At 41.8% G+C, this 26,780-nt stretch carries 28 protein-coding genes; 5 read left to right on the forward strand and 23 right to left on the reverse strand.

Annotated elements, in window-relative coordinates; all coding sequences use genetic code 11:
• Nucleotides 1-517: 517 nt before the first annotated feature.
• Complete coding sequence (locus tag VXK47_RS11535; RefSeq protein WP_435548930.1) at nucleotides 518-1,045, forward strand: phage integrase N-terminal SAM-like domain-containing protein; 528 nt, start codon at nucleotides 518-520, stop codon at nucleotides 1,043-1,045.
• Entirely contained in the window at nucleotides 1,026-1,493 is a 468-nt protein-coding gene (locus tag VXK47_RS11540; protein WP_435548931.1) for a tyrosine-type recombinase/integrase, read from the forward strand. The genes VXK47_RS11535 and VXK47_RS11540 overlap by 20 nt, the downstream gene beginning before the upstream one ends.
• Before the next feature lie 166 nt (nucleotides 1,494-1,659).
• Here VXK47_RS11540 and VXK47_RS11545 read toward each other — a convergent pair whose 3' ends face one another.
• From VXK47_RS11545 to VXK47_RS11655, 23 genes are all read right to left on the reverse strand, one after another.
• A complete protein-coding gene (locus tag VXK47_RS11545; RefSeq protein ID WP_435548932.1) occupies nucleotides 1,660-2,847 on the reverse strand; it encodes a thiolase family protein in 1,188 nt (395 codons plus the stop codon).
• A gap of 14 nt (nucleotides 2,848-2,861) precedes the next feature.
• On the reverse strand, nucleotides 2,862-3,641 hold the full coding sequence (locus tag VXK47_RS11550; protein ID WP_435548933.1) for an enoyl-CoA hydratase/isomerase family protein: 780 nt from the start codon (nucleotides 3,639-3,641) through the stop codon (nucleotides 2,862-2,864).
• 414 nt (nucleotides 3,642-4,055) lie between these two features.
• Nucleotides 4,056-5,210 carry an acyl-CoA dehydrogenase family protein gene (locus VXK47_RS11555; RefSeq protein ID WP_435548934.1) on the reverse strand — a complete coding sequence of 385 codons (1,155 nt, stop codon included), beginning with the start codon at nucleotides 5,208-5,210 and terminating at the stop codon, nucleotides 4,056-4,058.
• Nucleotides 5,211-5,247: 37 nt separating this feature from the next.
• Nucleotides 5,248-5,628, reverse strand: a complete 381-nt coding sequence (locus tag VXK47_RS11560; protein WP_435548935.1) for an AtuA-related protein — start codon at nucleotides 5,626-5,628, stop codon at nucleotides 5,248-5,250.
• Between the two features lie 2 nt (nucleotides 5,629-5,630).
• Nucleotides 5,631-6,995 (reverse strand): acyclic terpene utilization AtuA family protein, encoded by a 1,365-nt coding sequence (locus VXK47_RS11565; protein WP_435548936.1) that lies wholly within the window; start codon nucleotides 6,993-6,995, stop codon nucleotides 5,631-5,633.
• Between the two features lie 13 nt (nucleotides 6,996-7,008).
• Nucleotides 7,009-8,301: an acetyl-CoA hydrolase/transferase family protein gene (locus tag VXK47_RS11570; RefSeq protein WP_435548937.1), complete on the reverse strand. Its 1,293-nt coding sequence runs from the start codon at nucleotides 8,299-8,301 to the stop codon at nucleotides 7,009-7,011.
• Nucleotides 8,302-8,310: 9 nt separating this feature from the next.
• Nucleotides 8,311-9,456 carry an acyl-CoA dehydrogenase family protein gene (locus VXK47_RS11575; protein ID WP_435548938.1) on the reverse strand — a complete coding sequence of 382 codons (1,146 nt, stop codon included), beginning with the start codon at nucleotides 9,454-9,456 and terminating at the stop codon, nucleotides 8,311-8,313.
• A gap of 22 nt (nucleotides 9,457-9,478) precedes the next feature.
• Nucleotides 9,479-10,408, reverse strand: a complete 930-nt coding sequence (locus VXK47_RS11580; RefSeq protein ID WP_435548939.1) for an amidohydrolase family protein — start codon at nucleotides 10,406-10,408, stop codon at nucleotides 9,479-9,481.
• A gap of 45 nt (nucleotides 10,409-10,453) precedes the next feature.
• Nucleotides 10,454-11,272 (reverse strand): enoyl-CoA hydratase/isomerase family protein, encoded by an 819-nt coding sequence (locus VXK47_RS11585; protein ID WP_435548940.1) that lies wholly within the window; start codon nucleotides 11,270-11,272, stop codon nucleotides 10,454-10,456.
• A complete protein-coding gene (locus tag VXK47_RS11590) occupies nucleotides 11,257-12,036 on the reverse strand; it encodes an enoyl-CoA hydratase/isomerase family protein (protein ID WP_435548941.1) in 780 nt (259 codons plus the stop codon). The genes VXK47_RS11585 and VXK47_RS11590 overlap by 16 nt, the downstream gene beginning before the upstream one ends.
• 158 nt (nucleotides 12,037-12,194) lie before the next feature.
• Entirely contained in the window at nucleotides 12,195-13,049 is an 855-nt protein-coding gene (locus VXK47_RS11595) for a 3-hydroxyacyl-CoA dehydrogenase family protein (RefSeq protein ID WP_435548942.1), read from the reverse strand.
• A gap of 50 nt (nucleotides 13,050-13,099) precedes the next feature.
• The gene (locus tag VXK47_RS11600; protein WP_435548943.1) at nucleotides 13,100-14,428 is read right to left on the reverse strand and encodes a thiolase family protein; all 1,329 of its coding nucleotides are present in this window, start codon (nucleotides 14,426-14,428) and stop codon (nucleotides 13,100-13,102) included.
• A 38-nt stretch (nucleotides 14,429-14,466) separates the two neighbouring features.
• On the reverse strand, nucleotides 14,467-14,901 hold the full coding sequence (locus VXK47_RS11605) for a MaoC family dehydratase (protein ID WP_435548944.1): 435 nt from the start codon (nucleotides 14,899-14,901) through the stop codon (nucleotides 14,467-14,469).
• A gap of 25 nt (nucleotides 14,902-14,926) precedes the next feature.
• Nucleotides 14,927-15,364: a MaoC family dehydratase gene (locus VXK47_RS11610; protein WP_435548945.1), complete on the reverse strand. Its 438-nt coding sequence runs from the start codon at nucleotides 15,362-15,364 to the stop codon at nucleotides 14,927-14,929.
• 168 nt (nucleotides 15,365-15,532) lie between these two features.
• Nucleotides 15,533-18,055 carry an FAD-dependent oxidoreductase gene (locus tag VXK47_RS11615; RefSeq protein ID WP_435548946.1) on the reverse strand — a complete coding sequence of 841 codons (2,523 nt, stop codon included), beginning with the start codon at nucleotides 18,053-18,055 and terminating at the stop codon, nucleotides 15,533-15,535.
• A 313-nt stretch (nucleotides 18,056-18,368) separates the two neighbouring features.
• On the reverse strand, nucleotides 18,369-18,695 hold the full coding sequence (locus VXK47_RS11620; RefSeq protein WP_435548947.1) for a 4Fe-4S dicluster domain-containing protein: 327 nt from the start codon (nucleotides 18,693-18,695) through the stop codon (nucleotides 18,369-18,371).
• A gap of 16 nt (nucleotides 18,696-18,711) precedes the next feature.
• Nucleotides 18,712-19,590, reverse strand: a complete 879-nt coding sequence (gene bzdQ / locus VXK47_RS11625; protein WP_435548948.1) for a benzoyl-CoA reductase, bzd-type, subunit Q — start codon at nucleotides 19,588-19,590, stop codon at nucleotides 18,712-18,714.
• A gap of 13 nt (nucleotides 19,591-19,603) precedes the next feature.
• The gene (locus VXK47_RS11630; protein ID WP_435548949.1) at nucleotides 19,604-20,386 is read right to left on the reverse strand and encodes an acyl-CoA dehydratase activase; all 783 of its coding nucleotides are present in this window, start codon (nucleotides 20,384-20,386) and stop codon (nucleotides 19,604-19,606) included.
• 25 nt (nucleotides 20,387-20,411) lie between these two features.
• Complete coding sequence (gene bzdO, locus VXK47_RS11635) at nucleotides 20,412-21,722, reverse strand: 2-hydroxyacyl-CoA dehydratase subunit D (protein WP_435548950.1); 1,311 nt, start codon at nucleotides 21,720-21,722, stop codon at nucleotides 20,412-20,414.
• Between the two features lie 56 nt (nucleotides 21,723-21,778).
• A complete protein-coding gene (gene bzdN / locus VXK47_RS11640; RefSeq protein WP_435548951.1) occupies nucleotides 21,779-22,909 on the reverse strand; it encodes a benzoyl-CoA reductase, bzd-type, subunit N in 1,131 nt (376 codons plus the stop codon).
• Nucleotides 22,910-22,948: 39 nt separating this feature from the next.
• A complete protein-coding gene (locus VXK47_RS11645; RefSeq protein WP_435548952.1) occupies nucleotides 22,949-23,731 on the reverse strand; it encodes an enoyl-CoA hydratase/isomerase family protein in 783 nt (260 codons plus the stop codon).
• Between the two features lie 107 nt (nucleotides 23,732-23,838).
• Entirely contained in the window at nucleotides 23,839-24,432 is a 594-nt protein-coding gene (locus VXK47_RS11650; RefSeq protein WP_435548953.1) for a TetR/AcrR family transcriptional regulator, read from the reverse strand.
• A gap of 314 nt (nucleotides 24,433-24,746) precedes the next feature.
• Nucleotides 24,747-25,226 (reverse strand): hypothetical protein, encoded by a 480-nt coding sequence (locus tag VXK47_RS11655; RefSeq protein ID WP_435548954.1) that lies wholly within the window; start codon nucleotides 25,224-25,226, stop codon nucleotides 24,747-24,749.
• A 309-nt stretch (nucleotides 25,227-25,535) separates the two neighbouring features.
• Here VXK47_RS11655 and VXK47_RS11660 point away from each other — a divergent pair, with 309 nt between their 5' ends.
• The 3 genes from VXK47_RS11660 to VXK47_RS11670 all read left to right on the forward strand — a co-directional run bounded on the left by VXK47_RS11660 (nucleotide 25,536) and on the right by VXK47_RS11670 (nucleotide 26,718).
• Nucleotides 25,536-25,697, forward strand: a complete 162-nt coding sequence (locus VXK47_RS11660; RefSeq protein WP_435548967.1) for a hypothetical protein — start codon at nucleotides 25,536-25,538, stop codon at nucleotides 25,695-25,697.
• A 376-nt stretch (nucleotides 25,698-26,073) separates the two neighbouring features.
• Nucleotides 26,074-26,235, forward strand: coding sequence for a hypothetical protein (locus VXK47_RS11665; protein WP_435548955.1), 162 nt, complete (start codon nucleotides 26,074-26,076; stop codon nucleotides 26,233-26,235).
• A 12-nt stretch (nucleotides 26,236-26,247) separates the two neighbouring features.
• Entirely contained in the window at nucleotides 26,248-26,718 is a 471-nt protein-coding gene (locus tag VXK47_RS11670) for an outer membrane lipoprotein-sorting protein (RefSeq protein WP_435548956.1), read from the forward strand.
• The last annotated feature ends 62 nt before the right edge of the window (nucleotides 26,719-26,780 follow it).

Below are 26,780 nucleotides of genomic sequence, written 5' to 3' on the forward strand. Positions count from 1 at the left end.
ACCATATGGATTCCAGCCTTTAGTACTGTCTAAAATATAAAAACAGCAAGGAGCATCCCAAGAAGTATAAATATTATAGGACTGTTGTGCATCTTATTTTGCTGCATATCTCTCATTTTTTAATTTAATGCTCAAGATAACAATTATTATTACGAAATATTTCCTAATAAAAAATATAATAAATGAAACTTTTTAATATTTAATATCAGATTATTATTCAGTATCTTATAGTATTAATTAATATTTTAGCGAAATTCAATAAAACGAATAAGTATCTGATTTTAATTTGGTAATTAATATTATTTCTAAACCCTAAAATAGATATATAAAACAATAAAATAGGAAATAATTCTTGTTTTTGCTTTAGATATGGTGTTATTCAGAATTTAGTCGTGATAAAACCATATCTAAAGCAATATTACGAAATATTAATATACGGTTTATGTTTATGTATTGGTGTAATTACTAATTGCCTGATAACTAATAAATATTATTTAACAAGTCAAGGAAAAATAGCATGGGCCAAGAACCGAGGCTTCTGGAGCTGGTCAGACAAAAAATCCGTTTGAAGCATTATTCCATAAGGACGGAAGAAAGCTATATCGGCTGGATTAAACGCTATATTTATTTCCATGATAAACAGCATCCGAAAGATATGGGCAGGGCTGAGATCGAAGCGTTTCTTTCTGATTTGGCAATCAGGGGGAAAGTATCGGCATCTACACAGAATCAGGCATTTAGTGCTTTGTTGTTTTTGTATGTTAAGGTTTTAAACATTGATGTATTTGACAATATTGATGCATTTCGAGCCAAAATGCCCCAGCGTTTACCCACCGTTTTAACATTTGACGAAACAATGGAAATTCTTGATGCGATGACAGACGTTTTTCAGTTAATAGCCAAGATATTGTATGGGTGCGGACTCCGTGGTATTGAGTGCGTCAGGTTAAGAGTAAAGGATGCCGATTTTGGCTTGAATCAAATAATTGTGCGCGATGGTAAAGGGAAAAAAAGATCGTATAACTATGCTGCCGGAAGAGATTAAGCTCCAGCTTGAAGTGCATCTGAGATATGTAAAAAAGCAGCACGAAGCCGATTTAATCCGGGGATATGGAATGGTTTTTCTTCCGGATGCCCTGGAAAGAAAATATCGAAATGCGAATAAGGAATGGGGGTGGCAGTATATCTTTCCGTCTAAAACGCTGTCGGTTGACCCACGTTCCGGAATTAAAAGGCGCCATCATATTCATTTGGACAGCTTGAATAAAGCTATAAAACGAGCTGTACAAATTTCCGGAATTACAAAGAATGTTTCCAGTCATGCGTTTCGTCATAGCTTTGCAACGCATCTGCTGGAGGATGGTTACGATATTCGAACCATTCAGGAACTTTTGGGACACAAGGATGTAAGTACCACAATGATATATACGCATGTGCTGAACAAAGGAGGTAGAGCCGTTCGCAGTCCTTTGGACAGAAGAAAAACGGTTTGAGAAGATTTTTACGAACGATATGGATTATGAGATGAATATCGACTTCGAGTCGGCCGCCGGAGAGTTTTCTTCACAGATTCCGGGGCGTGATGATTGAAGAACTCCTGCTCACTATATTTCTTTTGCAAACAGGAGTTCTTTATTAAATGTTATAACAATTGTATAGCTATCTCTGCAAATTCTCAAATATCACGGAATAACCCTGTCCGCGTCCTACGCACATGGTAGCCAACCCGTATTTAGCTCCCGGATTTTCCTTAAACAGACCTGCAAGAAAAGCTACAAGTCGTGGACCTGATGAAGCCAGAGGATGACCGAAAGCAATTGACCCTCCCCATTGGTTAACCCTTGGATCATCCCATTTCAAACCAAGACGGTCCAGGCAGTATAATGCCTGGACAGCAAAAGCCTCGTTCAATTCAATAATATCCATATCATCCATGGTAAGGCCTGCTTTCTCAAGGACTTTCTTAGTCGCCGGAACAGGCGCTATCCCCATTACAGTGGGATCCACAGATGAAACCGCTGTTGCGATCCAACGCATTTTGGGCTTGAGCCCCATTTCTTTTGCTTTCTTTTCACTCATAAGCAAACTTGCAGCTGCTCCGTCATTTAATCCGGATGAATTCCCTGCTGTAACATTTCCGTTTTCCTTAAAGGGTGTCTTTAGACTTGCCATACCCTCCATAGTAGCACCTGCTCTCGGCGGCTGATCCTTATCGGCTATGGTTTTAGTCCCGTCTTCCAATTCAACCTCTATAGGAATTATCATGTCCTTCATCTTACCAGCTTTAATTGCCTCGTCCGCTTTTCGCTGGCATTCCACAGCATATCTGTCCGCCATCTCCTTGGTAAATTCCGGAAAGCGTTCGTGAATATTTTCAGCAGTCTGGCCCATATTTAAAGATGTAGGCCCGCCCATTACTTCCAATGATCTGGGATGAGGATCACGCATATATCCCATGGGCAGATGCCCCATATGCTCGACACCGCCTGCCACAATACAGTCAGCCATGCCGGCCGCAATATAAGTTAACCCAAAGCCAATTGCTGTAAGACCTCCGGCACACATGCGGTCTATAGAACATCCGGGAACTTCTTGCCCCCAGTCAGCAAGCATAGTTGCAACACGGCCCAGAGTTCCGCCCTGCTCTTTCATCTGATTTGTTATGCCCCAGATGCTGTCTTCAATCATAGCCGGAGTAACACCCGGGTTTCTTGATATTAAAGCCTTCAGCAGAGGAACAACCAGATCATCAGCTCTCGTCTTCCAGAAAATACCTTTTTCTCCCGCCTTGCCAAAGGCTGTTCTTACTGCGTCAACTACTACTACATCTCTTAACTCTTTTGCCATAAGGCTAACTCCTCTTATTTACATTTATATTCAGGTTTTCTTTTTTCGACAAAGGCTCGTGCTCCCTCTTTCATATCTTCCGTTGCCGCAAGACTCGCCCATACATCGGATTCCAGTTCCAAGCCCTGCTCCAGGGTAAGATCCCGTGTGCGGTTTAATACTTTTTTGGCCGCCGCCACACCCAATGGCCCTTTTTTCATAATCTTGGCCGCAAGTTCCAAAGCTTTTTCAAGAGCTGTTCCGGCAGGCACAACCTTTTCTATAAGACCTATCCGTAATGCTTCATCCGCTTTGATCATCTCTCCCGTATAAACCAGCTCTTTCATTCTTCCAAGATTGGTCATGTATAATGCTCTTCTTGTTCCGCCATTTCCGGGAAAAATCGACAAACCAACTTCAGGGAATCCGAACTGTGCTGTTTCATCTGCATAACGTATGTCACAGCAAAGAGCAAGCTCAAGCCCGCCGCCCAGACAATATCCGTGTATAGCGGCAATTACCGGCCACTCGCAGTTTTCTACAACTGAATACATGCTGTGGCTTCTCATAAGACGCCTTTTAGCAGTATCGGGCTGAAGATCCAGAAAAGCTTTTATATCCGCCCCTGCTGCAAAAGCCTTATTTGCACCTTGTAAAATAACCACACGAATCTCATTCCTTTTGGCATCCAGTTCTGTAAATACATCTCTGATGCATTCTTTGGTCGGAACATCCAAAGCATTCATAGGGGGGTTATCAAGGCTGACAATGGCCACCTTGTCTTTAATTTCATAGTGAACCAGTTGTGACTCCATTTTATCCTTATCCTCTCTTTTTAGCCGATCTATAGTGATTAACTATAAAAACCGACATATTTCACCCTCCCCTTAATCCCCTCCCCTCAAGGGAGAGGAAATAAAAAAAGACCTGCCTCCCCTTCAAGAGAAGAGGAAACAAAAGAATACTGTCTCCCTCTCAAGAGAGAAGAAGTTCCCTCGCCCCTTGTGGGAGAGGGTCAGGGTGAGGGGTATAAAATTTATTGCGATAACTGTTTTGCTGCTATATTCTATTGACGGCAAAGTAAAAAATCCCATCCGGTTAATTTCTGATTCACAGTTTCTTTGCTTGTGATTTGTTTTTCGGATCACTTTCCAGTGTTACATGTTAACCGATAACCAGTTTCCGGAACTTTTTACCTTGCCGTCTAACTTAGCTTGTTAATAAGCGGCTTATATACCAAGTTCTCTTGCCGCAGCCATATAGTTTATAGGCGTTGTTCCTTCAGTAAGATTCAACATTTTAGCATCCCGCCACAGACGTTCAATGGCATATTCGCGCATATAACCATAACCGCCATGCAGATCGAGAGCCAGAAGCATCAGCTGCTGTACTTTTTCCGTTGCATAAATCTTTAACATGCAGGCTTCTTTCATGCAATTCATTCCCTGGGAATACATCCATGCTGCCCGATAGGTCATTGTACGCATGATATCTATATGCATGGCCATATCAACAAGCTTTACAGTGTTGATCTGGAATTTTGCAATCTGTTTGCCGAACTGCTCTCTTTCATGGGCATATTTGAATGCAAGATCATAAGCAGCTTGAGCCATACCAGTAGCCCTGGCGCCATAAGATATCCTTCCGGACTTGAGGGTTGTCAGTATCTGAGCCAAGCCCTTACCCTCTTCGCCTATCAGATTTTCTTTCGGCACTCTAACATCTTCAAAATAAAGCTGGGCTGTTTCATGAGAGCGGTTTCCCGATTTTTTCAGCTTTGTTGCCGAAAAGCCAGGCATGCCTTTTTCAACAACGATAAGACTTATTCCTTGCCCTCTCTTTTTTACTTCTTTGGGATCGGTAGTATAGCAGGCAACAGGCACAAAATCACAAAAGGTGCCGTTTGAGATGAACATCTTGCTGCCGTTTATAATATAATCATCGCCGTCTTTTACCGCTCTTGTTCTAAGAGCAATAGCATCGGAACCTGCATCAGCCTCTGTTAAAGCAAATGCAGCAATCTTTTCGCCTTTGATGGCAGGCACGAGAAACCTTTGCTTCTGCTCTTCCGTACCGTAATCATTGATTGCTCTTGTGCCAAGACCCGAATGGGTGGTACTGACCACTCCGGCTATACCGGCGCATACCTTGTTTAACTCCTCAATCAGAATACACTCTGTAATCTTATCAACCTCAGCTCCGCCGTATTTTTCCGAATAGGTAATACCAAGATAGCCGAGTTTTCCCATCATCGGAAAAAGTTGCAAAGGTGTAACCTCTTTCTCTTCGGCTTCATCTACCAAAGGAGCAATTTCAGTCTCTGCAAAATTACGAATCTGGTCTCTGAACATCTTCTGTTCTTCAGAAAGCTCAAAATCCATCATTATCCTCCTAAGCCTTTATAAAAGGCCTCTTATTAAGCTAGCACACACCGTATTGTTTTTTAATGCTTTCATCAACGGCTTTTGCTTCTTCCAGCAATTCCTCGCTGACAAGCACCTGCATCCCCAGCAAAACCGGTCCCATTGATTTTCCTGTCTGGTCAAATCTTAAGGAGCAGGTTGCACCACCGCCAAGCGCCTGGCGTAAAATGATCTCTATGCTGTCGAGATGAGGCACAGGATATAATTCCACCTGACCTTTAACCATACCGCCAAAATATTCCTTAAGTCTTTCAGGTGTTATCACTGTTAACAAATAATTATAAATATTCTTAGACTTTGCCATCAATCCAATATTGCTGACATCCCCTTTATCTCCGGATCTGGCAAAAGCCAATTCCGTAAGCTTTACCTTTTTCATAATTAGCTCACCTCCATTAACTGACTTTCTATTTTAACGGCATCTCTTGGCACCAGTGAAGGCCAGAGTGCAATAACCGATCTTACATTCATAGGAACACCAAAGCTTGAACCAACAGGTCCCATAGTCCATAAATGTGTCGCCTCGCGCCTTACGGCTTCGGCTTCTTTATATGTATGAGTACGGCCGGCTATTCTAAGACCTACTTCATTATAATCCCTGTCTTCTACCTCAGCAGCTTCGCCATGCAGCATATTAACGCCCATGTAATCAATACGAAGTTCTCTGAAGTTTATGCCAAGTTTTTTAAATCTCTCTCTCAGCCATTTTTCAGCCCACTGGGCTTTTGCAAGAGCATCAGGTGACGGGAAGTAGATCAGTCCTTCACCGATAAAACCGTCTTTGAATCCTATGCAGACTTTCAAAGTATCAGGACGTTTCTTGCCTTTCATCTCTGTAACTTTTACACGGTTTCTGGCTTCATCCTGCAGTTTAAGAGCAGTAAAGTCACCGATGCCGTCCGGCATCAGATAATTTGCCGGATCAATGATTTCATAAAGCAAATGTTCTTTTACCGTCCATGAATTTACAATACCGCCGGATCCGCTTGTCTTTGTAATAACAGCATCACCGTTTTCATAAAATTCGGCTATCGGAAAACCAATATCCCAGGGTCTTTCCGACACTTTCCACATGTTTGACATACCGCCGCTTACACATGCAGAACATTCTATAATATGGCCTACTGTAACAGCAGCAGCAATACGATCTATATACTGATCCGAGAAATCCCAGCCGAATTCATGCATAATAGGACCAACATAAAGAGCATTATCCGAAACTCTGCCGCAAATTATCATATCAGCGCCGTTTTTCAGTTCTTTTATAATATGATCGGCACCGATATAAGCATTGGCTGCAGCAATTCTGTCGGCAATGGAATCAATATCTTCTTCGCCCGTATCCATATTCTTAAACTTCCAGCCCTGTGCCCTAATATCGTTGATGTAGGGCAGGATGTCATCTCCCGAAACAACACCAAGCTTCATCGGAGCAAGATTTAACTCCTTAATAACCTTTGTTACTTCCAGAGCCGCCTGAACAGGATTAGCCCCTCCACCATTGGTTATCATTTTAATGCCGTTTTTCTGAGTAACCGGAAGAAGCCTTTTTGTCCAGGCAATAATATCCGGGATATATCCTGCTTCCGGATTTTTTGCTTTCATACGATTTAATATCGCCATGGTCAATTCCGCAAGGTGATCAAAGCCCATATACTGGACTTCGCCGCTTTGCGCCATTTCAAGGGCCGGCTCAAAAATATCGCCCCAAAAGGCTGAACCGGAACCAATAACTACTTTTTTCATATCCTTTATCCTCCTAACTGTTTATCTTATTGAAAGCACTTTTTAGTTCTTCCCGAAAATCCGGATGGGCTATAGCCGTCAATTCTCTTGCTCTTTCCGAAAGAGTTTTGCCTCTAAGATGCGCAACGCCAAATTCAGTAATTACATAGTCTATATCTGCCCTGCCAACAGTCGCAGTAACTCCTGCACCAAGCTTCGGCACAATCCGGGATATTTCTCCTTTTTTAGCAGTGGATGGAAAAACTACTATTGACTTTCCCCCAAACGATGCTCCTGCTCCGCGGACGAAATCAAGCTGACCGCCGACACCATTTACAAGGGTTTTACCACGCATTTCCGCATTAACCTGACCTGAAAGATCTATCTCAATACCTGCGGTCACACTTATCAAATTATTGATCTGACTCAGCACATTAATATTATGTGTAAAATCTATGGGACGAAGAGAAACCAGAGGATTGTTATGGCAAAATTCATATAATTCGGTTGTACCGATTAATTCGGTAGTAGTCATTCTGCCGCTTTCAGGCTGACCTTTCATGCCGTCAAGAGCACCCGATTTTGCCAATGCCACAGCACCGTCTGAAAAAGTACCTGTATGTATTGTCAGATTCTTTTTCACAGTCAGTTCCTGAAGTATCGCATCCGCTATGTTCCCGATCCCAACCTGGATCGCAGCTCCGTCAGGAACAAGATCCGCCGTTATTTGGGCTATCTTTTTTTCAACAGTTCCTATCTTTGGAACAGGAATTGTAGGTATCGGATGTGAGGTTTCAACAATATAATCCACCTGGGAAATATGCACCATAGAATCACCCAGGGTTCTGGGCAACCGGTCATTTATTTCGGCTATAACAATTTTCGCATTATCTATCACCGGCCTGATGTAGCTTACACTTACCCCAAGGCTGCAATATCCATGAATGTCCGGAGGCGAAAGTTGAACAAGAGCTATATCAGTTTCTATAAGACGCTCCCTGAAAAAAAACGGTATCTGCGAAAGATGACAGGGGATGTATTCCGCATAGCCCTCGTTCAGAGATTTCATTAAACGCGGTCCTACAGAAAATACTTTTACATTGAAATGTTTCAACATCTCCGGACCGGCGTACTCACAATCCCCCATAGGCATCATGGTATACAAGGTTACATTTTCAAGCCGGTCTTTCTGATTGATCAGTTCCTTAACTAAACTGAGCGGCTCAGCACATACAGGACTCAATGCAACCCGCTGGCCGCTTCCGATCATCTCTATCGCTTCTTGCGCACTTATTTTTCCTGTTTTTGGTTTAGTTCCATATTTCATATAAACCGCTTACTTCCAACCTAACGCGTTGTTTGCAATTATTAATCTTTGAATATTTGATGTTCCTTCTCCGGCTGTCATCAGCATAACATCACGATACAGCCTTGCCACAGGATATTCCGAAGAATATGTGTAGGCGCCATGAATCTTGGCTGCTCCGATAACCGCTCTAACTGCTGCTTCAGATGCATAAAATTTTGCAATGGTACTTTCATTTGAACTGGGCCTTTTCTGATCCTGCAACCAGGCCGCACGATATACAAGCAGTCTTGAAGCCTCGATTTCTGCAACCATATCGGCTATAATCTGTTTATTCATCTGGAAAAAGCCGATCTTCTGTCCGAATTGCTCTCTCTCATTTGCATATTTGAGGGCGGCATCCACTGCTGCCTGACCGATTCCAAGAGACCTGCCTGCAATATTTGCTCTTCCGTATGTCAAAGCGCTTTCTGCGATTTTAAAGCCCTGCCCTTCTTCGCCAATCAGATTTTCTTTGGGCACCCTAACATCTTCAAATACTATCTGACCGGTATCTGATGAGCGTACACCAAGTTTATTTTTTTCAGCCATTCCGGTCATACCCGGCATGCCTTTTTCAATAATAAAGGCTGACAGACCTTTATGCCTTTGAGAAGGATCAGTCTTTGCAAAACAAATCCCGACATCAAATACCGAAGAATGGGTAATCCACATCTTTGATCCGTTTAAAATATAATGATCCCCATCTTTGATAGCCTTTGTTGCTATACCTGCCACATCTGTTGCAGCATTCGGCTCAGTTACTGCAAAACAACCAAGCAGCTCACCGCTTATTATTCCCGGAAGATACTTCTCTTTTTGTTCTTCATTACCGTTTAGCAAAAGAGTCATCGGGCAGGTGCCGCTTTGCATATTAAGACAGCAGGCCAAACCCAGCGACGCTCTTCCCAGTTCTTCAGCAACAATGATATTGGCCAGAAAACCCAACTCAGTGCCGCCATATTGTTCCGGAAAAGGGGAAGCAAAAAAACCAAGCCCACCCATCTTTCTGATTGTTTCGCGAGGAAATACTTCGTTTTTTTCCCATTCTTCGGCAAACGGGGTAACTTCTTTCTCGCAAAATTTTCTAACTGTATCTCTGATCTGAACAAGTTCAGGCTCTAATTGAAAATCCATATCATTTACCTCTTATTTGAAATTAGCTCGCCAGCCCCATAAACCTTAAGGCATTATTACGAAGGATATTTTCTTTGAATTTATCTTTCATATCCATTTCCATAAGCTGGTGCTTGCCATGCGTTAAACCTATGCCATTGCTGCCCCACATAATTTTGTTGTTACCCTTTCCACTTGACATAAACTTGATTATCTCAGGATCAAGGTTTTTGGGCATATATGCTGCGATATCGCCATAAACATTGGGATGCTTCCAGATCAGATCGATCCACTCATTGATCCACGGGAACCCGGTGTGAGAAAGATTTATCATAAGATCCGGAAAATCCATCACAACCTCATCAACGGTCATGGGATTTCCTACCCAGCTTGGAAGCGGCTCGGCGCTATGTCCAACCTGCATGGAAACAGGAATCTTAAGTGAGCTGCAAAGGCCATAAAGCGGATACATTTTCTTGTCATTAAAAGGCAAACCGAAAGTAATCGGATGCGCATACACAAATTTAAAACCATATTCTTTGACCGATTTTTCAATATCGGTAAGACTTTCATCTATCCTGAAAGGATTGTAACCCGCTACTCCTATTATCCTTCCTTTTCCCTGTTTGACCATTTCATTAACCTGGTCAATAGTAAAATCAAAAATCAGACTGAAGCTTCTTCTAAAAGACCACATCTTAACAGCTGCAATACAAACTCTGTCATATCCGTCCTTATCCATTGCAGCAATGAATTCATCAACAGTTGCAAAAGGATAAAATGATGTCCCGTAAAGATGCTTATGCTGTTCCAGTTCTTCCTGAGTTTTAGGGAAACGTCCCAACGGGAAAAAAGGCTTGAATGTTGTTTTAGCCATCATCGCCCATTCTTCGTATTTGTTGAAATCATAATCAACAATACTTTTGACCTGAATGGGATAATTCATTATATCTATTGCTTTAATATCTTCCATAAATTAAGTCCTCCTTATGTCGCTAACATATTGATTTAGCGCCGTTTACATTCCGTTATATTTAGGCTTTCTTTTTTCATTAAAAGCCGTTATTCCTTCGAGCCGATCCTGGGTATGGTAACATGCTTCAGACGCTTCACTGTCAAAGGCAAGGGCAAGATTGTTTTTAGCGCCAAGATCAACCGCCTTTTTAATCTGTCTTACAGCAACCGGACCGTTTTCACCGATCATATCAGCTACTTCATATGCTTTTTGCAATAAAGCGGCGGAAGGGGTTACAAAATTAAATAATCCTATCTTCTCTCCTTCCGCGGCATCAATAATCCTGCCGGTAAGAAGCAACTCTTTTGCTCTACCCAAACCAATAAGCGCAGGCAACCGCTGGCAGGCGCCGGCTGCCGGAATAATGGCCCATTTAACTTCGGTCTGACCAAAACGGGCATTATCTGATGCAACTCTTATATCGCACATCAGGGCTATCTCCGCGCCCCCGCCCAAAGAAAGGCCGTTTATAGCTCCAATCAAAGGCTTTTTCATATCTTCAAGGCTGCGAAAACATGGAAAAATTATATCATTTCTCAAAGAATTGACTTCCCTGCTGCTCATTCCTTTTCGTTCTCTTAGATCAATTCCTGCACAAAAAGCTTTATCACCAGCCCCTGTTATGATGATCGCCCGAATTTCATCATCTGCTTCAAGTTCGTCAATTATTTTCTTTAATCTTGAAAAAACGGCGCCATTTAAGCTGTTCATCGCTTCGGGACGATTCAATGTAACAACGGCAACATGCTCACGTTTTGAAAGAAGCACTACCTCAGTACTTGCTGTTGTTTCTTCCATATTTTTCTCTACCTTCCCTTCCATACGGGCTTTCTCTTTTCAGTAAAAGCGGTCACGCCTTCCTGGCAGTCTTCGGTGCTTACAATTATTGCCAGAATTTCCAGAAGATAAGTAATTGCCTTGTCATATTCCATATCCAACATCGTATAATACGAATTCCGCCCCAAATTCATTACTGCCGGGCTTTTTTTACTGATCTTTCTGGCAAGATTCATAACAGTTTCCTGCAATTTATCATGGGCAACAACTTTATTGACAAGACCGATTCTTTCAGCCTCTTTTGCATCAATCATATCGCCGGTCATCAGCAATTCCAGAGCTTTCTTTCTTCCCACAAGCTTAGGCAGAGAAGCGGAAACCATGCATGACCATACTCCGACGTTAATTTCAGGAAGACCGAATTTAGCATTCTCAGAAGCAATTGTAATATCGGGATAAAGTGCAAGCCCGAAACCTCCCGCAAGAGCCAGTCCATTTACTGCGGCAATTGACGGCTTTCCAAGATTAATAAAAATTCTGGAAAGGTCCGCAAAAGCAGAAAAAACCTTACGGCTTTCAACAGGTGAAAGACCTTTGAAATCAGCAAGATTTGCTCCGGCGCAAAAGGCCTGATCGCCGGCAGCCCCTATAACGACAACCCTTACCGAGTCATCGATTTTTGCTTCATTAAGGGCGGCAACCACTTCTTTCATGGTTTCATTTGTTAAACGATTCATCTTTTCAGGTATATTCAAAGTCACCTTTGCGATGCCGTCTTCAATCTCGTATAATATATTTTTATAAGCCATTTTATTTTACATCACTTTCCATCCCCTCACCCTGACCCTCTCCCCCAAGGGGCGAGGGAAGATTTTCGTTACTTCTCCCCCAAGGGCGAGAGGCCTCTTTTATTTCCCCTCCCTTGAGGGGAGGGGATACAGGGGAGGGTGAAATTAGGAATTGTAAATTACTTCTTTGAATAATCGTAAAATCCCTTGCCGGTTTTAACGCCAAGCTGGCCTGCTGCAACCATTCTCTTTAAAAGAGGCGGCGGCGAGTAAGCAGGACCAAAATTCTTCTCCAAATCTAATGCAGCATGCAGCATTACATCCAGCCCGATTATGTCCATAAGAGCAAGGGGGCCCAGTGGATGATGGAATCCTTCTTTAAGAGCGGTATCAATATCTTCTTTAGAAGCAACTCCTTCAGTAAGTGTCTGGATTGCAGCCATTCCGAAGGGACACCAAACCCGGCTTGTAATAAATCCGGGAGAGTCCTTTACATTAATAGCATTCTTACCGCATTTTAATAAAATATCGTTGGTTTCTTTTACTGTCTCATCTGAAGTATTCAATCCGCGGATAACCTCAACCATCTTCATAACCTGGGCAGGACTGTGAAAATGAGTTCCTATAACTTTTTCCGGCCTTTTTGTTGCTCCGGCAACTTCGCTTATACATAGAGCCGAAGTGCATATCGCCTGAATTACATTCGGGGGAAGAACTTCATCAAGCTGCTTGTGAATTTTCTTTTTAAGCGCCATGTCTTCAGGAACAGCTTCCTGAGCCAGATCAATATCTTTTGCTTCGCTAATATCTTTGATAGGTTTGATCTTTGACAATATTTCAGCTTTTCTTGCTTCTTCCATCTTGCCTTTGGCAACGGTTTTAGAAAGGAATTTATCGATGCTGGCCATTCCTTTTTTTATATAGTCTTCCGAGATATCTGTTACATATACCTCACATCCTCCTTCTGCATAAACCTGCGCAATTCCGGCGCCCATAAGTCCCATGCCTATTACGGCAACTTTTTCTATAGCCATGTTTAAATCTCCTTGGTATATTATTTATATCAACCTATATATTGTTTATATCAGATGATCTCATGTTTTTTCATTTTTTCCAGATCTCCGGCAGAAGGCTCCCTTGAAACGGCCATTCCTGTTTTCTCATCAAGCCCTACGATAACCTTCTTAAAAGTCTGATTAGGATCTCTTTCACTCTTTATAATCATATTTCCGGCCATGCCGCCGCCGCCGCAAAGGCAAGCCAACCCGTATTCACCCTTCTTTAAAGTATGAGCAAGATGAAGAGTAAGCCGGGCGCCGCTATAACCGGTAGGATGCCCAAGAGCAATGCAGCCGCCATGAGGATTCAGCTTATCGCGGTCATGCCAGTTCAGCATCTTTTCAGCCGCAAGAATCACAGATCCGAATGCTTCGTTAATTTCAACATACTTCATATCATCTAAAGTCATATTGTTTCTCTTCAGTATTATTGGAATTGAAAGTCCGGGCCCATCAGGAAAATCTGCCGGCTCCAATCCGTAAAAGAGAAAATCAACAAAAGAAGCTATAGGCTTAAGGCCTAATTCCTGGGCCTTCTTGCGGGACATTATCAGGGAAGCCCCTGATCCGTCTGTGATGCCCGATGAACTTCCTGCGGTTACTGTCCCATCTTTTTTAAAGGGCGTAGGAAGTTTTCTCATACTTTCCATACTGGCGTCTTTTCTATAGCACTCATCGCTATACAAGGTGAAAGGTTTGTATCCGCCTTTAATTTTCTCACCCGGAATATCGACCGGAAATACTTCGTCATCAAAAACGCCGTCAGCCCAGGCTTTGGCAGCTTTAACGTGGCTCTCATAACCTGTAATATCGTTTTCTTCTTTGGTAAGACCGTGTTTCTCACTGCAGCGTTCGGCGGTAAGTCCCGGAGTCAGTTTACTGTAGTTATCTGAAAGATATAAAAAAGCATCATCGATTGAAATATTATTCAATCTTCCAAGAGGACGCCAACGAGCACCCCTTAACATATGAGGAATATTGCTCATGCTCTCAGATCCGCCCACAATCGCAACTTCGGTTTCGCCCAAACGGATCGATTGAACAGCCAGATGCACGGCCTTCAACCCGGCGGCACAAACCATATTTACCGTATGCGCCGGAATCCTTTTAGGCAAACCGGCAAAAAGCATCATGTTACGGGCAGGATTGGTTCCCGTTCCGTCTTGTCTTGTATGGGACATAATTACTTCATCAATTTGCTCCGGATCTATTCCGGTTCTTTCCATAACACCCTTGATTGCCATAGCGCCAATCTGCCATACCATTAGATCTTTAAGAGATCCTCCGAACTTTCCAATAGGAGTTCTCGCTCCGTCAATTAATACTACATCCTGATAATCCAACATTTCCGCCATATTTTTTCTCCTTTTTGTTATATTTAAAACTTAAAATTTTAGTTATTTTTAGGGAACGCTGCCTCAGCACTTCCGATAATCACATCTTCATTGTTCTGATTTACCAAATGCACTTCAAAGACCGCAATATTTTTCCCATCTTCTTCTTTTTTATCAACAACTTTTGCTCTGGCAGTCAATAAATCACCAGGCCTTACAACCTTTACCATCCTGATATCAAGTTTTCCTCCAATATACCAGGCATTGCCGAAATCGCGGCTCATTAATTCAGAAATATAAGCCATTGTCTGATAACCGGGAGCAATTATGCCTTTAAACGGTGTTTTTTTTGCAAATTCCTCATCAGTATGGATCGGATTGTAATCTTCGGCAATACTGACATATCTATTGATCTTTTCCTGCGTCATTTTTTTTATCAGCGGGGTTAGCTCTTCCCCTATGCTTAATTCTTCAAAAGTTCTGTAACAACTCATACCCTCTCCCCTGATAATACATTTTTTACTTAGGCCATATCGGACTTAGCCAGCTTGTCCCTATCTTTTGACCGTCTTTGTTGAATACCTCAGACTTGAAGACAACATATTTTCTCCCCTTTTTTTCATATTTGTCCTCGACTATAGTTTTAATTAACAATTCATCACCAGGTCTAACCAGTCCGGTAAACTCAAATTTCTGGCTGGCATGTATCAATCCCGGAGGCGTTTTCTGTTTTAAGGGTTTAATAACGCTGCTTACAGTGCTGTAAATAGCCATGGAGATGGGAGGAACAATCCTGCCGTTAAACGGGGTTTTTTTAGCAAATTCTTCATCGAGATAAAGCGGGTTTAGATCGTCAATTGCTTCCAGATATTTATCAATAACATCATCTGTTAAAGCATATGTCATATCAGGCAATTGCATGCCTTTAATCAGATCATCATATAAGATTTCCTTCATTTTGCTCCTCACAGCGACTTGATTTTATTATTTCTTAAGGAACTTAAACAGCAAACAAATTTGACTATGAATTATATTTTTTTGCTTGTCAAGAAATTAGCTTGACAAGCTGTATCATAATATTAACATCCTATATTTATTGAATATTATGGATATAAGCCATAATTTCTAAAAGAGGTCATCAAGTTCGTCCATGCCGCCTGACGGCATTTCTCCGTATTTCTGCATATATTGCTGGATGAGTTCGCTTTCCCTTTTCGTAAACATCTCATCCGCTTCCCATTCAAACCAAACGGCATTTTTGTTTTCGGCTAATGCTTCGTCAAGAGCCTGCCGTATATTCATTGCTCCCTTGATTGAAATAATTTTTCTATCGTTGTCCAGAAGCTGATACGCGCCTGATACTTCAGGAACTTTGCCGACATTTTCGGCATTGAATTCAAGATAATGTTCAGGAGGTGATTTTATGCCGCAAATCTGAAGTCTTAAATCGCATTGCATGCAACGGTTTGCTTCCTTGATTGCTTCCTCTTTGCTGTATATCTGCTCAACAAGATTAAAATTATTTTTACGTTCATCGACGGAAATACATGTTACAGGAGTCCTATTTAAATATCCGAAACCTTCAACTTTTCCTGTTTTTGGATTTCTCGGCTCAGGCTCAGTAAGAACTTCAGAAATATTTCCTTCCCCGCCAAGATGTTTATCAATAGCTATTGCCGCATTTCTCCCCATTCTCACCGCATCAACAACAGAGCCCGGAGCCATAGCAACATCTCCTCCTGCAAAAATGCCGTTTGCGCCCGTATATTGATCTTTATCGGTTTCGATAACACCTCTTGAGGTTTTGATATCAGGAATATCTTTGATAATAGATAAATCTGAAGCCTGTCCTATCGCCAGAATCACGCTGTCACATTCAATAGTCTTTAAATCGTTTTCGTTGTATGAAGGATTGAATTTACAGGCATCATCAAAAACACTTTCGCAACGCACAAATTCAATTCCTGAAACACGACCATTATTTTTAAGGATTCTTTTGGGCCCCCACGAATTATCTATTTTAATTCCTTCTTCCTCAGCCTGCATTATCTCCCATTTATGCGCCGGCATTTCTTCTCTCTTTTCCAGACAAACCATAGTTACTTCTTTTGCGCCCAGCCTTAAAGCAGTCATCGCAACATCAATTGAGACATTACCGCCGCCTATAACAACAATCCGGTCTTTTACTAACGGAAGCGGCTGCATGCTTGCTTCACGTAAAAATTCCACTCCCCAAAGAACATTTTCCGCATCCGTACCTTCAATATTGAGTTTTCTGCTAAGAGATGACCCAACAGCAATAAATACTGCATCAAATTTATTTTTTATATCAGAAAGTGAAAGTTCATCACCGACCTTAACGCCTGTTTTCAGATTGATCCCCAGCTCCAAAATACTGTCGATATCTTTCTGAAGAGTCTCTTCCGTTAATCTGTAATATGGGATGCCGGCTCTCAGCATTCCACCGGGTTTATTTTCTTTTTCAAATATCGTTATTTCATGCCCCAGTGTAGCCAGATAGTATGAAGAAACCAAACCGGCCGGTCCCGAGCCTATGATCGCGACTTTTTTACCGGTAGCAGGAAGTTTTTTTCTTTTTTCTTTCCATAGTCCACTGTCATTTTCAGCAACAAAGCGCTTAAGAGCACAAATAGCAACAGACTCATTTACTTCACCACGCCTGCATTTAACTTCACAAGGATGAAAACAGACCGCACCTAAAACAGCGGGCAAGGGAACCCTTTCTCTGACAACTGCAATTGCTTTATCAAAATCACTTTTTGCTATATAATTAACAAATCTGGGAATATCTATCCCGGCAGGGCAAGCTACCCTGCACGGCACAAGAGTTTCCTCACGATTTGATTCCGTTATCTTTATTTTATCAGTAAGAGCTCCTGTGGGACACACTTCAACACAAGCTCCGCAGAATCTGCAATCAGCCTCTCTTAGCATAGGAGCTTTTTTAGGGCCGACTATTACTCTCCCGTCTTTTACTACAAAACCTAATACATCATTTTCTCTTAAAGAATTACAAGCTCTTACGCAACGCAAACAGCCTATGCAAAGATTAAAATTTCTGTTATACAGAGGATCATCTTTTATAATCGGCAGGTTTTGTGGTATGTATCTTCCCGTATCTTCAGGGATGCCGATATATTCAGCTACCTTTTGCAATTCACAATTGCCGAAATTGACACAGCAGCGCTCTTCGACCTTGACACTGGTGGAACATGGCTCACGCGTGCATCCTTCCCTCTGGGCGCATGTGAGGCAAGCATGAGGATGATTAACCAAAATAGCTGCGAGAGCTTTTCTTCTTTCTTCCTGAATTTCAGGAGAATTGGTGGATATTTTCATACCCGGTTTTGCTTCGGTCTGACAGGAAAAGAACAATCCTTCTTCTCCTTCCATTTGAATCAGACAAAGCATACAACCGCCTTCAAGCGCCGAGTGTTCTTCAGTAACAATTTTTTCTTCACCACGGTAAATAAACTCACTTGGTTTTACTGTAGTAAAATTGGGTAAATCAGGGTGAGAACATAGGGTGGGAATATAAATACCCGCTTGTGAAGCGGCTTGCAGGACAGTTTTTCCTGCCTCGGTTATTACTTCTTTATCGTCTATTGTCAGACTAATCTCGGCCATATACTGCCTCCAAAATCAAATCTAAAAAAACTATGGATATAACCTGTCTCTCTTTTGAAAGATTAAACAGATGAAAACATAATAAGCTGCCTTATATCATAAACAGAATCAAGATCTGGTTTGCATAAACATCTCTTTTGTCCGTTTATCGCTAAAGCTTGATGGTCTTGTAAAAAGATCGTCAATAAGCCAGCGGCAATTAAGCCCGGGCATGGGGTTAGAGTGCAACCACCAAAATCTACTTCAAGCGACGGAACAGGTGAAGCCCTTTCCCGTCGCTTGAAAAATCTACAAACCGATCCTTTTTGTTATACTACCAGGAATGATTAATCGCCCCTAACTCGCAAGCTACTACGCAAGGCAACTTTGCTATCTCTTTCATTGTCTCTTCGGTTTTACCTCCCGAAAGAGTAGTAAGATAGCGTTTGCAGGGAGCACAGGCATATTTCAGTTTTTTTCGCTGCTCTCCGCTCACTCTGGCTACAGGCTCTTCACGAAGAGGGTCACTATCATCCTCGCCCATTTCAAAAACTGACTGCGGACAAGCATCAACACATTTAGCACAACCGTTGCACTTATCAGTATCAATGGTTATGAAATAATCCCCTGACCCATCCTTATAACCATAATTGGCAAGCATACTCTCTCCTTAACCTTTATTTTTTGAGGTCCTTTTCCAACAAACCCTTGGCAAACAAAGCAGCTCCGATTGCGCCGGCAAGCTGAGTATCATGCCTTGGAGTAAGCGCTTTCAACCCAAGGATTTTTTCAAGCCGTGTTACGACTCCCGCATTTTTTGCAATTCCTCCGGTTATGGCAAAATCTTTTACTACGCCCACTCTTTGAAGCAATTCGTTTACACGGCCTGCCATTGCCCGGCAATATGCCGCCAGAACTTTGTTTTTGGGCCATCCCTGCCTAAGCAGACCAGTTGCTTCGGTTTTTGCAAAAATTACACAGGTGCTACTAACCGGTTCCGGCTCTTCTTCTACGTCTAAGGACATCTTACCGACATCATTGATTGAAATAGTAAGAAGATCGGAAAATACCTCCATACCTCTTCCTGTTCCGGCTGCGCATTTATCATTCATCAGAAAAGATTCGACTTTCCCTTTTTCATCGATCCGGATTGCCTTGCAATCCTGGCCGCCCATATCCAATACCGTACGAACCGTGGGGCCATACATAAAATTTGCGCCACGCGCATGGCAGGCGATCTCGGTAATAGCTTTGTTTGCCATCGGAACATTAACACGGCCATATCCGGTGCCCACTGTGTACTTAACATCGCTTTCAGTCATGCCGGTTCCTTCGAGAGCCCAGTTGAAAGCGTTCGTGGCGCTGTCAGGACTGTTGGATCCGGTTCTCATATTAGCAAAGGCATACAAATCACCATCGGCCATAATTACAGCTTGTGTGCTTACCGAGCCGACATCAACACCGCCGGTAATTATTTTTGCCTGTCTCCAGTTTATATTTGGGTTGGTCCAGCGTGACTCCAACCATCTCCAGTATTCTTTTTTTTCTTCAGCCATGATCGTCCTCCATCTATTCTTGTTTTTCAGCGGCTACCAGTGCAGCTCCTAATGCTCCGACATATTCGGGATATTCCGGAACTATCACTTCCAGTTTCAAGCCTATATTAATAGAATTTACAAAACCTACATTATGCGCCACTCCACCGATCAGCATAACCTCTTTTTCTATGCCTACTCTTCTTACCATTGAGATAATCCGGTCGGCAATGGAATCATGGACTGCCCTTGAAATGTCTTCATGAGCGGTTTTTGCATGAATAAGAGAAACCACCTCTGACTCGGCAAATACCGCACACTGGGCATTCATGGGAATACTTTTTGTAGATTTAAGGGCAAGCTTGGCAAATTCATCTAAAGGACGTTCCAAAGCTCTTGCCATCGCTTCGACAAAAGCTCCGGCCCCTGCTGCGCATTTTTCATTGATAGCAAAATCCTTGGTCCTGCCTTCGGGAGAAACCTTTATACCCCGGCCCTCTTCTCCTCCTATGTCAATTACCGTACGAACGGCGGAATTAAGGAAATTCGCTCCTTTTGCATCAGCTCCTACTTCGGTAACCTGGCTGCTGGCATAGGGCGCCTCCGTCCTGCCCACACCCGTGGCTGTCACTCTGTCAATGTCCTTCTGATCGATTTTTGCTTCTTTAATAGCTGCAGCAAATGCTTTTTCGGCCGACTCTTTCTGATCCAAACCGGTAATAGCCATTCCTCTGCCTATAACTTCCTTACCTTTTAGAATTACCACCTTAACAGTCTTTGCTCCAATATCTATCCCCGCTGTTATTGCTGTTATCATAAAACCTCCTTATATAAAATAAAATCTAGGCTAGCTTGTTTAAACCCAGACCTTCCATAAAAGTATCAATCCTTGCTACCGTTCTGCCTTCATCAAAATCGCGGTCATCTCCCATATTGCCTTCATATGTCAATACCGGAAGTCCTGCTTTAATCAATGCGGTCCTGTTTTCCATAATCCCCAAAGATGTGCCTTCACATCCACGGTTTAGATGCAGCATTGCTGCGTCGCAATTCCATTGTTTGGCATATTGCACCATAAGCTTGCTCTTCCAGTCGGCATTATAGAACATGGCGTAAATGGGCCGTCTCATATGCCAATCGGCCATTGCCCGCAAAGCATCTTCTCTGGTTTTCAGCACAACGCCTCTGGACTTCAAATCTTCCCTGGGAGTTAAACTCCAGTCATCAGCGATATCCCAAACTCCTTCCAGACCGATAGTATATATGGAACCGGTTGAAACCACACCGAACTGTTCCAGATATCTCCATACTCTCAAAAACGCCCAGGGCGGCTGGCTGTCACTCATAAGCCGGAATCGTTCAGTTGCAAGAGCAGCGATACCCCTGTCAACGCGATCTTTTGTTTCAGCATAAAGTTCTTCGTAAAAATCCACAAATTCTTTTCTGGCACGATCCAGAGTTGTAAAAACATAAAGAGAGTACATGGATTTTTCGTCTAACGGTGCAGGAGTGTTCTGATTAAGCTCGGTGATTTTGGCCCAGAGCGAGGTATTGCGCGAATCATTGTAAACTCCTTCGATCAAACGCTCATCATCACATTTTCTGCCGGTAACTTTTTCGATAAATTCAATGCTATCCTGCATCTGATCCACAATATACTGCAAGCGGTTCGGATGTTCTTCCTTCCAGAAAGGAATCGTACCGATATCAATATTAAAATAGGGTACATCCTCCCACAGGCTTAATACCTGGAACCATTTGGCATGTGTGCAGCAAAATCCTGATTGAAGGTTAAAATGAGGTTTTGGAAACGGGCCTCCGAAAGCATATTGGTCAATTAATACCGAACCCCAGTAGTTGCGCATATAAGCGCACATATCCCGCGCCCAGCCTTTAGATTCGAGAGCCGACTCACACTTATGGGCAAACTCCGGATCGAATGCAATAGCGGCTGCATAGGGCTCTGCTGTCAAAGCATGAACGTCGTCACCAAAAGCGTAGGGGATAACATCAATAGCTTCAGCTCCGCCGCTCCAGCAAATTCCTCCTTTTGATCTGGCTTCTTTATATTCTCTGTAATATTTAGCCCTTAATTCCTTGGCCTTACCCCAGCATTTCAGAGGCTCGGTTTTATACCTCTTTATATCAGACATTTGTATATCCTCCTTAAATATTAATTTCTAAAGAATTAATCTGTTTCCATGTCAAGTTAGAAAGGAAGTTCGTCCGCTCTTAACATTTCAAGAAAAGCTTCTATGCGGATTTTGAATTGTCCTACGGGAACGGTGATATCCAGTTCCAAAAAGTAGGTGCGAATTCCGTTATCTTCAAATCGTTTTCTTAACAGTGGAATATCGATTTCATGGGGGTCGCAGAACTTTTGCTGAATAATAACAGCTCCTTCAACTTTAGCCTCCTTGGCCATTTGCATAACATGATGAAAACGTACAAAGTTTTTGGTAGCATCCTTGGTAGGACACGGCGGGCGGTCAAGATACCGTTTGGCAATAGCAAGTAATCTGTCCTCTTCCGGCTCAACGCTGTTCCAGAAAGCGCGGCTGGCCGTACAATGGTCATCAGCAACAAAGGTAGCATTCAAAGATTCTACCATCTCCATGAATTCGATATCATCACTTTCACTTCCAACAATCATAAGACGAATGCCGGTATCACGATCCATTTTCCGGGAAGGCAATTTTTCCAGCAATTTTTCCAGTTCTTTGTTATGCTCTCTTTTATCAACCATCTGGCTGGAAGTTGTCATATGCATACACTCAACTCCGGTCAACGGGGGATTGTCCAGATTGCGCAATTCATATACTTTTCGCATCAATTGTCTGTTTTTATTTAAAATTTCAATTCCGCGATCCAGATCCTGAATTGTAATTTTCTTTCCCGTCCACTTTTCCACTGCTTCCATAAAAAGCTTGTACTCAGCAGCAAGATGGGGTCTGGCGTGCTTGCTTTCAACCGCTATCGGCATGGGTAAATAATACATGAACTCGGTCGGTTTATGAATCTGCCAGCTCGAATAAACCTGTCTCATATGAAGACAGGACTGTGCAATCATAACTCCATCAGCGTAATCATACCTTCCCTCCATTACCTGGGCTACACAATCACGGCAGAAAGGGCAATACATACCGAAAATATGCTGTTCCGTGAGATCGGAAGCCTCGTGGCTGCCATAAACCCTGATAGGCAATACATCAGCGGCATACAGAATTTCTTCCGGCACATAGGTGCACATATAAGCCATAACCTTGCCGCCGGTTTTAGCCTTCCATTCTTTGGCATATTCATGCCGGTTTTCATACCAATCCTTAAATTGAGTAAACATACTAAGCTCCTCCTTCTATCAATTTACAAAACATTATTATTATTTACCTGTAAAGACGGGTTTTCTTTTTTCAATAAAGGCTGCTATGCCTTCCGCTTTATCCTGTGATCCCAAAACAATGTTGGCCAGGGCAGATTCTATAAAAAGGCCTGACTCCAAATCTGTTTCAGATCCGTGATTTACAGCCATTATACACATCTTCATGGCTAATGCCGGTTTTTGAGCTATCTTTTTCGCCGTAGCAGCAGCAACATCCATCAATTCTTCAGGCTTTACGACCTTATTGGCTACTCCCATTTGGTAAGCTTCCTGAGCACTTAGCATTTCTCCAGTCAAAATCATCCAAAGAGTGCGGGATTTGCCAATCATTCTGCTCATGCGCTGTGTTCCCCCATAACCAGGTAAAGCGCCCAAAGCAAGCTCCGGTAAACCCAGCTTAGCGGTTTCAGATAAAATTCTAAAAGTACAGCCAAGAGCCAATTCACAACCACCGCCAAGAGCCAATCCATTAACAGCTGCTATGCTTGGCTTACCCAGCTCTTCAACATTCCGGGTCATTTCCTGGCCTCTTCTTGAAAAATCCATACCGTCTTTTAATCCAATTGCCTGAATCTCGGGTATGTCAGCTCCGGCAACAAAAGCCTTCGATCCTGAGCCGGTAACTATCAAAACCTTAACTTCTTCACTTTTCTTAACCTCACCAAGAGCGTGCACAATTTCATCAATAACCTTGGCATTGAGAGCATTAAGTTTGTCAGGACGATTAACGGTTAGAAACCCGATACTTTCCTTTACCTCATAAATGATATTTTCATATTTCATACTGCATCCCTCCCCAATTAACATCTGCACCAAATAAAACTACAATGGTGCGTAATCCCTTAAAATCTATTAACACATTGCTTTTAATACAAAAAAATCTTTTCCCTTTATGTGCTTAAGGGTGAGTTTTTCAAAACAGACCGCAAAAGCATATCTGTTATTTGCAGGGCTACTTCTTCTACCGAAAGCCGCCCGATAGGATTTAACCATCTGTACACCCAGTTTATATTTGAAAATATCCCAAACGTCATTACGACCTTATCAATTTTCTGGTACAAAAGCCCCTGCTTTTCAATTTCACAGATTTTGTTATAATACAGATCATACAGCTGCCGATGCTGGTCAAGAGCTTTCTCTTTCAAAGAAGGCGGCAATTGATATTGCTCTTCTAAATATATCTTCATCTTTTTTGCGGCGCCAATAGAAAACAATATTTGTGTGAATATCATATCCTGAAGACATTCAACAGGATCATCATGTTTGCTGATGACTTTATTAAGTTCGTTTAAGAGATCTGATCCGACATCGGTGATAATTCGAAATAAAATCTCATCTTTGTTTTTAAAACATACATATAAACACGAGTTGCTGCCCTTAACCAGCTTGGCAATATCGCGCACCGATGCTTTAACATATCCGTGTTCAGCAAACAGCTCTGTAGCTGTTTCCAAGATTTTTTCTTCAAGATCGGATTTTCCCACCTGAACTTTTTCTCCCTTCTCACAACCACTGGCCATGCGCTGGAAATATTTAGTGAATTTAGCGAACGACCGCTTAGTTGGGCAGACAATAATATGCTCCAAGATAGTTGTCAAGAAAAAAATATAAACCGATACACAGGCCAATTGATATTATTTTCAAAGAGTATAATAAATAAAATTATTATATTTCAGATAATTATCTATCAGGTTGTGCAAACGAAACGAGGTTGACCATGAAATGTGGTAATGAAAAAAGCGAACTTGGAAACAACGCAGGAAATACTTGGCAAACCATTTTCATATTAAAACAACATTTAGCTTTCAACATCCTGAATACATTTAATTAAACCTTCAATGGATATATATATTTCATCAAAACAAAACCTGTAATGATGATTTGAAAGCTTGTAAGGATCTTTGATATCATCAAAATCATTATAATCCCGATTGAAACAACTTATGGAAAAAGGCTTCAATAGAAATGTTTTATCTTTGGCCTCCGGATAGTTATCGGCTATCTTATCTTTGTGCAGATTAGTCATTACAAGTATCATATCAGCAGCAGCAACCATATCCCGGGTCACTAATTTTGAATTATGGCCTGAAACGTAAATCCCATTTTCCGATAGTATTTCAACTGCCTTCGGATCTGCCGGAGCACCCTTCATATCAAGAACCGCTGCCGACATAACTGATATACCAGCAAGGCCTTTCTCAACAGAAATCTTTTTAAATATATGTTCAGCCATAAAACTGCGGCAGATATTTGCAGTACACACAAACAGAATTTTCATAAAACCACTCCTTGATCCCGGTGTTTTACATAGCAATGCCAAGATATATATTTTGTATAATTTACCAACATATTGATAATAATCAACAAGAATAATTTTCCGGCTTTAAGGAGTCTGCCGAAAATCCTATTTTCATAATTTATGCCATGCTAATTGTGTTTGATCATTTTGTTCTCTGCATGTTATATAACAAATGGTTTTTATAGCTGATCTTTCCTTGCTTAATTTTACAGCCGCTAATTGTGTCCACCCTTTATTTATTGGACGCAGAATATATCCCGGAATAATTAATGCATAGCCGTATTTGCCCTGGTTGGAACCGGAGATGAGCGTAATTTTCATCTTCGGGCTCTTTCCGCTATTGCTCAGATTGTCCAGGATCCATATTTTGAAAATAAACGGTTAAAGGCAAAAGATGAGAAATCTCTGCGAAATATTATCTTGCATGCCAAGAGAAAGCGACAGGATTAGTAAATTATCTCAGAGCTAAAAGTTTTACTTCAGCATCCTTTCCTGTCATTTCCATAACAGGCAATAATTTTGATTAATTTTCACTACTAAACCAACATAATATTGACATTCAAGCAATACATATTAGAATAGGCAAAAATTATAGTATTTATTATAAACTAACCACTGATTCGATTAATTTCTATGGAGACCCGCATGAAAAAGGTGTATTTGTTTTTGATTATTATGTTTATCTTATTTGCTTCTGTTCCTTCAAACGCTGAACAACCGGATGTTGCGACTATAATTAAAAAGGTAAGAAGCGCCTGGGATATGCCCGACCTGTTTCTTTTAAAGTTACCATCTTGTCAAGGATGGTGAGCGTATAACCGGCGAAATGATAGCCGGAGCGGCCTATAAGAGTTTCCCGGACGGAAGAAGATTGCTTATTGTTGTTCTTGAACCGGAAAGCCTTAAGGGTGTGTCATATCTTTTAAGCAATTCGGATACTAAACCGGCTGAACAATGGATGTATCTTCCTTATATAGACAGAGTGTGAAAAATCAGCGGCATGAGCAACTATGAAAATTTCTTAAGCACTGATTTTACTTTTGCAGATCTTGTGTTGATAGACACTCAAAATGAGACTTATAGTTATATGGGAGAAGAAGATATAGCAGGTATAAAGTCATATAAGATAGAATCCTTAAGCAAAACTCCAAACTACTATTATTCCAGAGTTATCAATTGGATTGCAAAAGATACCTTTCAAATCCTACGCAGGGATTATTACTCTCCGAATAACAGCCTTTGGAAAAGACAAACGTATGAAAATTTGACGGTTGTCAACGGCCTGCTTATTCCACTCCGGATACGCGTGACGGATCTGCAGCATAAAACAAGCACGGAACTTAATATCAGCGAGGTTGACGCGAATATAACACTTCCAAACGAAATTTTTGTTCCCGAACAATTGAAATACTCTTTAAAGTGCCCGGTCTGGCAAAAGGTATGTTATCCAAAAAATCTTTCAGGCAAATAACCTGAGGCTTTATGGAAATTAATGCCGTTTTCTTCTCTGAGCAATTTATCATTATATATGGT

The organism is Desulfobacterium sp. N47, assembly GCF_051233685.1.
In the GTDB taxonomy this organism is placed as follows: domain Bacteria; phylum Desulfobacterota; class Desulfobacteria; order Desulfobacterales; family RPRI01; genus RPRI01.

Excerpts from the sequence above, each read along its gene's own strand:
- VXK47_RS11535 (WP_435548930.1), top strand. The coding sequence starts at position 518 with ATGGGCCAAGAACCGAGGCTTCTGGAGCTGGTCAGACAAAAAATCCGT.
- VXK47_RS11540 (WP_435548931.1), top strand. The coding sequence starts at position 1,026 with ATGCTGCCGGAAGAGATTAAGCTCCAGCTTGAAGTGCATCTGAGATAT.
- VXK47_RS11545 (WP_435548932.1), bottom strand. The coding sequence starts at position 2,847 with ATGGCAAAAGAGTTAAGAGATGTAGTAGTAGTTGACGCAGTAAGAACA.
- VXK47_RS11550 (WP_435548933.1), bottom strand. The coding sequence starts at position 3,641 with ATGGAGTCACAACTGGTTCACTATGAAATTAAAGACAAGGTGGCCATT.
- VXK47_RS11555 (WP_435548934.1), bottom strand. The coding sequence starts at position 5,210 with ATGATGGATTTTGAGCTTTCTGAAGAACAGAAGATGTTCAGAGACCAG.
- VXK47_RS11560 (WP_435548935.1), bottom strand. The coding sequence starts at position 5,628 with ATGAAAAAGGTAAAGCTTACGGAATTGGCTTTTGCCAGATCCGGAGAT.
- VXK47_RS11565 (WP_435548936.1), bottom strand. The coding sequence starts at position 6,995 with ATGAAAAAAGTAGTTATTGGTTCCGGTTCAGCCTTTTGGGGCGATATT.
- VXK47_RS11570 (WP_435548937.1), bottom strand. The coding sequence starts at position 8,301 with ATGAAATATGGAACTAAACCAAAAACAGGAAAAATAAGTGCGCAAGAA.
- VXK47_RS11575 (WP_435548938.1), bottom strand. The coding sequence starts at position 9,456 with ATGGATTTTCAATTAGAGCCTGAACTTGTTCAGATCAGAGATACAGTT.
- VXK47_RS11580 (WP_435548939.1), bottom strand. The coding sequence starts at position 10,408 with ATGGAAGATATTAAAGCAATAGATATAATGAATTATCCCATTCAGGTC.
- VXK47_RS11585 (WP_435548940.1), bottom strand. The coding sequence starts at position 11,272 with ATGGAAGGGAAGGTAGAGAAAAATATGGAAGAAACAACAGCAAGTACT.
- VXK47_RS11590 (WP_435548941.1), bottom strand. The coding sequence starts at position 12,036 with ATGGCTTATAAAAATATATTATACGAGATTGAAGACGGCATCGCAAAG.
- VXK47_RS11595 (WP_435548942.1), bottom strand. The coding sequence starts at position 13,049 with ATGGCTATAGAAAAAGTTGCCGTAATAGGCATGGGACTTATGGGCGCC.
- VXK47_RS11600 (WP_435548943.1), bottom strand. The coding sequence starts at position 14,428 with ATGGCGGAAATGTTGGATTATCAGGATGTAGTATTAATTGACGGAGCG.
- VXK47_RS11605 (WP_435548944.1), bottom strand. The coding sequence starts at position 14,901 with ATGAGTTGTTACAGAACTTTTGAAGAATTAAGCATAGGGGAAGAGCTA.
- VXK47_RS11610 (WP_435548945.1), bottom strand. The coding sequence starts at position 15,364 with ATGAAGGAAATCTTATATGATGATCTGATTAAAGGCATGCAATTGCCT.
- VXK47_RS11615 (WP_435548946.1), bottom strand. The coding sequence starts at position 18,055 with ATGGCCGAGATTAGTCTGACAATAGACGATAAAGAAGTAATAACCGAG.
- VXK47_RS11620 (WP_435548947.1), bottom strand. The coding sequence starts at position 18,695 with ATGCTTGCCAATTATGGTTATAAGGATGGGTCAGGGGATTATTTCATA.
- bzdQ (WP_435548948.1), bottom strand. The coding sequence starts at position 19,590 with ATGGCTGAAGAAAAAAAAGAATACTGGAGATGGTTGGAGTCACGCTGG.
- VXK47_RS11630 (WP_435548949.1), bottom strand. The coding sequence starts at position 20,386 with ATGATAACAGCAATAACAGCGGGGATAGATATTGGAGCAAAGACTGTT.
- bzdO (WP_435548950.1), bottom strand. The coding sequence starts at position 21,722 with ATGTCTGATATAAAGAGGTATAAAACCGAGCCTCTGAAATGCTGGGGT.
- bzdN (WP_435548951.1), bottom strand. The coding sequence starts at position 22,909 with ATGTTTACTCAATTTAAGGATTGGTATGAAAACCGGCATGAATATGCC.
- VXK47_RS11645 (WP_435548952.1), bottom strand. The coding sequence starts at position 23,731 with ATGAAATATGAAAATATCATTTATGAGGTAAAGGAAAGTATCGGGTTT.
- VXK47_RS11655 (WP_435548954.1), bottom strand. The coding sequence starts at position 25,226 with ATGAAAATTCTGTTTGTGTGTACTGCAAATATCTGCCGCAGTTTTATG.
- VXK47_RS11665 (WP_435548955.1), top strand. The coding sequence starts at position 26,074 with ATGATAGCCGGAGCGGCCTATAAGAGTTTCCCGGACGGAAGAAGATTG.
- VXK47_RS11670 (WP_435548956.1), top strand. The coding sequence starts at position 26,248 with ATGAGCAACTATGAAAATTTCTTAAGCACTGATTTTACTTTTGCAGAT.